Genomic DNA, 6,524 nt, shown 5'->3' on the forward strand with positions numbered 1-6,524 from the left:
GACAGTCCCCTGGTTAGCTGCCGTCAGTTGTGCGATTTGCCGCAATTGACCAGCCGTGATCCGGGTTTGCTGCGCCAACTGTTGTCGGGCGGCCTGTTGTTCCGTTTGAATGACGGCTTGATTCAACCGGATTTGTAGCTTAGTCATGGCTGACTCCCCCATCTTGGCGGCGACGGCACTTTGACCAGCATTTGTCCGATAGGTTACGTGTAAGGGCCGGGTAGCCGTCGGTAAATGCCGCAACTGATGCGATGCCTCTCGTGGGATCTGTAAGACCAAGTAGACGTGCCCCGTAGCCAGCTGCTGTTGGGCGCGATGCATTGGCATTTGTCGAAAATCCAATGAGCGATCCCGGACCAATTGGCGGGTCACCTGCCGGCCCCACGCCATTCCCGTGACCGGCCGATCCTGATTGACGACAGCCATCGGTAAATGCTGGAGCTCCCCATATGGATTCCAAACAGATGCTAAAAACGTGACTGCATAGACCAACGGCACCACTAAAATTCCCAGTAAAATTCGAATCACTGCCGGATGTTGGTGTAGATACCGCATTTCGTGTAAGGCCATACTCGCCATCCCCCTTCAACGTTTAAAATTGAATGAACGGTTCATTCAATTTCGACCCTAGTCTAACCGAATCACTGGAAAATACGCGCATCCACTCCCAGATACCCCCGGTTACGGCGGTGGCTTATCAAAATTCCCCTTAATAGCTGCGGTGCAACATGGTTCGCAGTTGTATCAAAACAGCTGGCAATGCTTGGCGACCAACTGGCTTCTCAAAACTATCGTACTGCTTGTGCGCACACCACCAAAAAATCAAGTCAACCACAATCATGCCATCTGCTTCGGTCGCCGTCCGCCGTTGTCGCATGAGAAACTCCCCAACTTGTTGGTAGAGTCGTTGCCGATAGTCACGGTATAGCGCAGTTAGTGCGGGATTCAAGGTCGGGTTGTGCTCCAGTATCAAAAAATAACGGCCATACCGTTGAAAAGTCGTCACCAAATTTGTCAGCAAATCATCTAAGTCATTAGCTCGTTGGCAACTTTGAAACTGCTCCTGCCACTGGTCATAGGCCGTCTGAGTTTGCGCTAATAATTGGGTCTGGTCCACCGTTGTCAATGGCAAGGTGGTGCCCGTTACTGACACACCCAATGTCGTCAGGAAAAGCTGATCACGCAACGCGGCTTTACTACTAAAGAACCGGTAGAGACTACCAACTGCTAGGTGTGCGTGCCGGGCAATCGTCTGCATCTGCGTCACCTGATACCCCGGCTGAATAAACAGATCACTAGCTGCGGCCAAAATACTCGTGATTTTTTCGTCATCTGTCATGGTCATGCTAAATCCCCCCTTTTCTTTTATCATACCGGTAACCGTCAGTTGGTTTGGCCGAACCCGTTTGGTTAGTCCTACCTGGCTTACAAACATCAGTTAATTATTAATAATTAAGTCTTAATAATAATTAATTATTAAATTAGGAAAACCCGTATAGCTTTTAGGGCCATTGTTTACCGCATTCAGCACCGTCCTTGCTAACCTATCATCAATTATTATCTCGCTGATAATTACTAAATCGGTTAATAACAAATCTTTTTTATTTTAGGGTTTGACAGATTTACCCCTAAGCGGTATGCTTGCCTCAATTCAAAAATCGTCCGAAACAAACCATTGAAGTGGAGATCAAGCTTATCATGCCCGCAAAGAGAGTCGTCGTTGCTGAGAGTACGGCCGAACGCAGGTAAGTAAATGGACCACCGAGGGCTTCCCCGAATTTATAGTACGGGAAGACGTGCGACATACGTCAGTTGTCAGGGAAATGTTAGTTTCCTGTGGAGAGGGGCGCAGACGCTTATTTGCGTATCTGCGTTCAATTAAGGTGGTACCGCGGTTAAAAGTTAACCGTCCTTAACGCATTGGCTGTTAAGGGCGGTTTTTGTTTACTTTTTTCTTAGGGGGATTCATCTATGTTTAGTCGATGGCAACGCTCAGTGGCTGTAACAACTCAGAATTTCAATCAATTTGGAGGAAACCACTATGAGCTTATTAGATCACAAGAAAGCACTCGCCGTTTGCGGCGGGATCATTTTAATCGGCGGCATCTTTGCTGTGACCGCCCACTCGAAGTCAACTAAGACAGCAACTGCCCAACATCTAAACCTTTATGAGACGGCGACCATTGCCAGTCTTGATACGGCCAAGATTACGGATAGCGTTTCGAGCAACACACTCAGTCAGGTCGGCGAAGGCCTGTACCGTTTAGACGCCAATAGCCAAGCTGAAAATGCCTTGGCCACTAAAACGACCGTCACCAATGATGGTCACACTTATACCATTAAATTGAAACCCAATACCAAATGGAGCAATGGTCAACCCGTGACTGCTCAGGACTTTGTGTATTCTTGGGAACGAACGCTGAACCCGAAGTCTAAATCGGAGTTCACCTACCAGTTCGCAAACATCAAAAATGCCACCGCAATCGCGGCCGGAAAAAAGGCCCCATCCACACTTGGTGTTAAAGCAGTCGGCAAGTATCAACTCAAGATTACGTTGAGTAAACCGGCCTCTTATTTCAAGCGGATGTTAGCCAGCACCACCTACTACCCACTTAACAAAACTGCAGTCGAAAAATACGGTAACCAGTACGGCAGCTCGGCTAAAAAGACCGTTTACAATGGCCCATTCGTCTTGAAAAACTGGACTGGGACCAACGATAACTGGAAGTTGGTTAAGAATCCTGCCTACAGCGCCGCCAAGACGGTCAAGCTGTCCAGTATCAACTATCAAGTTATTAAGGCCAGTTCAACTGCCTACAACCTTTATCAATCTAAAAAACTAGATACGGTCACTCTTAATGGTGAAGAGACCGCGCAAAATAAGAATAATCAGGATTTGAAGTCACTTGCGGCCGGTCGAATTGGATTCATGCAATATAATGAAAAGAACCGGCTCACCGCTAACGCAACATTACGTCGAGCAATTTCTCTAGCAATTAATCGGCAGCAATTGACTAGCAAGGTCCTCAAGGATGGGTCCAAGCCTGCCAAGACCTTTGCCATTCACAATATGTTGAAGAATCCTAAGACGGGAGCGGATTTCACCACTGATGCCCAGGTAGCCAACACGGCCGATTACAACCCAACATTGGCTAAACAACTCTACCAAAAAGCCCTTAAGCAGTTGGGTAAGCATCAAATAACCCTGACCCTCACTTGCCAAGACGATGACACGACTAAGAATTTGGCCGAATTCATCCAAAGTGCCTTGACCAGTAAGTTGGGCCTCAAGGTAACGGTCCAAGCCTTACCCTTCCAAACAATGCTCGGCAATATCTCAAAGGGAAATTTTGAAATGAACCTAACCGGCTGGAGCATGGACTATGCTGACCCGATTCAGTCATTACAAATTCTAACGTCAACCAACAATTCCAATATGGGCCACTACAACAGCCGAACCTATGACCAAGCGATTCAGCACGCCGAAGGAACCGACGCACTCAACAAATCAGCTCGGTACCAAGATCTGATCAAGGCAGCCAAAACGGCCATGACCGATCAAGCTGTCACACCCCTCTACGAAGCACATACCAGTACTTTGGTTAACCCTAAGGTCAAAGGGGTCATTTATAACAAATTTAACGGTAGTGCCGACTATCGCCAAGCTTACGTTGCGGATTAACATTAACTGCATTTAAAAAGATCACGACCAATTAATGGTTGTGATCTTTTTTATCTCCAATCCTTTGAAAAGTTCTCAGCTTGCACCATTGCAGAGATAGTCAAAAACGGTATAATTAAGTTGTTATATCAACTACACGTTTTCAAAACTAAGCTGGCGCTTAGAAAACAGCTAATCGCGCCATCGTGGTCGATTAAAACGTTAAGAAAGGTCTTTCGACTTTATGGAAAATCAAGTGCCCTTACGTCACAATCACTATCCGTCAACGGAATCGGAATACGAGGCGGAACTAACCGAAACAGAAAATGAATTTGCTGAACAACTTGAAGAGGTTGAAGAAAAAGCCCACAAACAAATTCAACGTTACCTGCTCTGGGGGTCTTTGAGCGTTGTCGTCAACATCGCCATGTTCTACCTCTTTAACAGTATCTTTGGCGTTGAATATCAAATTTCTAACTTACTGGCTTGGGTCTTCAGTGTCCAAACTGCCTTCTGGGTTGACAAACTGCTGGTCTTCAAACATGCCTCCGATCATCCCTTCCGCGATATGGGGAAATTCTACGGTACCCGAATCTTTACATATATTTTGGAAGCCGTTATCCTCTATGTGGGTATCTCACTGTTGAGCTTCCACCCAACCATCACCAAGGTCATTGGTCACGGGTTGGCCGTCATCGGCAACTACTTCTTCTCAAAATGGTTTATCTTTAATAACAAAGAGCATACAAAAGCTTAACTAAAAAAGCCATCCTGCTAACAGGATGGTTTTTTTGACGATTTTAATCGCGACGTAAGTGTAAAATCGGATAGGGTTGCCCCGCATCATCTAACGCATCACGACTCACGATCCGAAACCCTTGCCGTTGATAAAAGGCCAAGGCTCCGGGATTTTGTTCGTTCACATCAACCAAGCGTAAGTCTTGTTCTTGATTTAACCGCTCGATGATCTGGTGACCGTACCCCTTCCGGAAGCTATCTGGGGCAATGAATAGCATCGCTAACATCGGGCCCTGCCTACCGGAAAATCCGATTAACTTCGACCCATCTAACCACTTGGTCAACTCTACCGCTGCAAAGTAGGTCGGTAATTGTTCGCGAATTTTTTGAATATCAGTAGGCGTCAAAAAGGTGTGGGTTGCCGTCACTGAAGCTTGCCAAAGCGCGATCAGTTCTGGATAATCTTGCGGTGTTGCTGGATAAGCCATTAACATATTATTGTCTCCTTTCGCCATTCAGGTAGTGGCCCGGCCTTAAGACGTGTAGAATAAAAGCATCTTAATGTTAGAAAAGGAGCCGGGCATGTCAGTTACCGCCATTCTGACCGCCATCGGGGTATTTTTTGTTACGGATACCGATGACTTGGTCGTATTACTTCTATTATGGTTAGCCGCTAAAAATCGCCAGCAGCGCCAGCAAATTATCGCCGGACAATACCTTGGGATTCTTTCCCTAATTGCCATCGCTTGGCTGGTCAGTCGTGGCGTGCTCCATTACGATGCCGCCCATCTAACGCACTGGCTTGGATTGGTCCCCTTAACGTTGGGCCTCGTCGGTCTCTGGCAGTGGTGGCGGGGACGTCATGGTCCAATCGCGACACCCCGCTTAGCTCAATCCGTTAGTTTACCACTGGTTTGGTCAATGACCATTGGCAATGGCGGGGACAACCTGAGCATTTACATTCCCTATTTTACCAAATTGTCGCCGGCCGCGTTCGGTGGCGTCCTCGTTATTTTTCTCGTATTAATTGGCATATGGTTAGGGGTTAGTTATTACCTGGCCCGCTCCCACACGACAACGCGCTTTTTTGAGCGCTTCGGCACGTGGCTGTCACCATTGCTATTTATTACGATTGGCTTATTGATTCTACTCTAATGTTTCACATGAAACACCCGTCAACTAAAGGAGGCCACTATGATTACTGTCACATTCGACACGCAAAGTTTACGAACCCACCGCCGACAACCACTGGCTTTTTCCTTGGCAACATTGCGCCGACTGAGTGGTGACGCTCAACTTTTCCGTATCAGTACGACGACCTCATCTACCGGGTTAATTGCGGCAACTGCTTATCACGCCGCTGAAAACACCTTGGGGTATCGGGACTTCCACTACTTTTTAGATGAAGCGAATTTAAGTGCCGTGCTCCTCACCACCCCGGCTAATCAAGCAGCCGTAGAACGGCTTTTCACTTACGCCAAAGCTCACCAGTTATTTTCTGAGCACTGACGAAAGAGAGTGTGGGACAAAAAGCACTTAACTGGCGCACGTTTTAATACCAGATATTTGGCAACGCAAGAGAGCCTGGAGCCTTCACTCCAGGCTTTTTTAGTTTAGCTAAATCAGATCTTGTCCCGCAAAACCCGTGCGGTCGGCCGCCGTAATCGGTCGTAACACCTGATAGGGATTGCCGGCTGCCACCACGTGTTCTGGAATATCATGGGTGACTACACTGCCGCCACCAATCACCGTTCCCGCGCCGATCGTGACGCCAGGAAGAACCGTCACATTCGCAGCTAGCCAACACTGATCGCCAATGGTAATCGGCTTAGCAATACAGCCCCCTTGTGCCCGTTCCGTCGGATCAATTAAATGATTACTAGTATATAATCCCACCTTTGGCCCAAATAACACGGCATCACCAATCGTAATGGGAGCACCATCCAGCATGACCACGTCATAATTCGCATAAAAATCGCGGCCAACGTGAATGTTATCCCCAAATTCACACCGAAAATTGGGATTCACCAGGGGACGAGGCCCCGCCGAACCAACCAACGCGGTAAACAAAGTGGCCTTAGCATCTGGGTCAGCGGTGGCATTCAATTCATCAGTGAGGCGGGGT

8 protein-coding genes and 1 other annotated feature are annotated in these 6,524 nt (G+C 47.5%); of the genes, 4 read left to right on the forward strand and 4 right to left on the reverse strand.

Going from position 1 to position 6,524, the window contains the following annotated elements:
* Together FC61_RS05940 and FC61_RS05945 are read right to left on the reverse strand one after the other, a co-directional pair.
* Nucleotides 1–570 (reverse strand): YhgE/Pip domain-containing protein (locus tag FC61_RS05940; protein ID WP_155516308.1); only part of this gene is annotated, 570 nt, incomplete at its 3' end.
* Nucleotides 571–709: 139 nt separating this feature from the next.
* A complete protein-coding gene (locus tag FC61_RS05945; RefSeq protein ID WP_024525992.1) occupies nucleotides 710–1,345 on the reverse strand; it encodes a TetR/AcrR family transcriptional regulator in 636 nt (211 codons plus the stop codon).
* A 321-nt stretch (nucleotides 1,346–1,666) separates the two neighbouring features.
* Nucleotides 1,667–1,917, forward strand: a binding site (T-box leader).
* A 124-nt stretch (nucleotides 1,918–2,041) separates the two neighbouring features.
* Between FC61_RS05945 and FC61_RS05950 the strand changes: the two genes are divergently transcribed.
* Entirely contained in the window at nucleotides 2,042–3,682 is a 1,641-nt protein-coding gene (locus FC61_RS05950) for a peptide ABC transporter substrate-binding protein (RefSeq protein WP_021741996.1), read from the forward strand.
* A 223-nt stretch (nucleotides 3,683–3,905) separates the two neighbouring features.
* The gene (locus FC61_RS05955) at nucleotides 3,906–4,418 is read left to right on the forward strand and encodes a GtrA family protein (protein ID WP_021741997.1); all 513 of its coding nucleotides are present in this window, start codon (nucleotides 3,906–3,908) and stop codon (nucleotides 4,416–4,418) included.
* Nucleotides 4,419–4,461: 43 nt separating this feature from the next.
* Here the strand turns inward: FC61_RS05955 and FC61_RS05960 are convergent, their stop codons facing one another.
* A complete protein-coding gene (locus tag FC61_RS05960) occupies nucleotides 4,462–4,893 on the reverse strand; it encodes a GNAT family N-acetyltransferase (protein ID WP_035464720.1) in 432 nt (143 codons plus the stop codon).
* Between the two features lie 88 nt (nucleotides 4,894–4,981).
* On the opposite strand from FC61_RS05960, the gene FC61_RS05965 reads away from it, so the two are divergent.
* Entirely contained in the window at nucleotides 4,982–5,554 is a 573-nt protein-coding gene (locus FC61_RS05965; protein ID WP_035464723.1) for a cadmium resistance transporter, read from the forward strand.
* A 39-nt stretch (nucleotides 5,555–5,593) separates the two neighbouring features.
* A complete protein-coding gene (locus FC61_RS05970; RefSeq protein WP_021742000.1) occupies nucleotides 5,594–5,908 on the forward strand; it encodes a hypothetical protein in 315 nt (104 codons plus the stop codon).
* 108 nt (nucleotides 5,909–6,016) lie between these two features.
* On the opposite strand, the gene FC61_RS05975 is transcribed toward FC61_RS05970, so the two are convergent.
* Nucleotides 6,017–6,524, reverse strand: a 508-nt coding sequence (locus FC61_RS05975) for a sugar O-acetyltransferase (RefSeq protein WP_081038153.1), incomplete at its 5' end; no start/stop codon positions are given.

The organism is Levilactobacillus brevis ATCC 14869 = DSM 20054 (assembly GCF_001433855.1).
In the GTDB taxonomy this organism is placed as follows: domain Bacteria; phylum Bacillota; class Bacilli; order Lactobacillales; family Lactobacillaceae; genus Levilactobacillus; species Levilactobacillus brevis.

Coding starts and splice junctions, on each gene's coding strand:
- FC61_RS05945 (WP_024525992.1), bottom strand. CDS start 1,345: ATGACCATGACAGATGACGAAAAAATCACGAGTATTTTGGCCGCAGCT.
- FC61_RS05950 (WP_021741996.1), top strand. CDS start 2,042: ATGAGCTTATTAGATCACAAGAAAGCACTCGCCGTTTGCGGCGGGATC.
- FC61_RS05955 (WP_021741997.1), top strand. CDS start 3,906: ATGGAAAATCAAGTGCCCTTACGTCACAATCACTATCCGTCAACGGAA.
- FC61_RS05960 (WP_035464720.1), bottom strand. CDS start 4,893: ATGTTAATGGCTTATCCAGCAACACCGCAAGATTATCCAGAACTGATC.
- FC61_RS05965 (WP_035464723.1), top strand. CDS start 4,982: ATGTCAGTTACCGCCATTCTGACCGCCATCGGGGTATTTTTTGTTACG.
- FC61_RS05970 (WP_021742000.1), top strand. CDS start 5,594: ATGATTACTGTCACATTCGACACGCAAAGTTTACGAACCCACCGCCGA.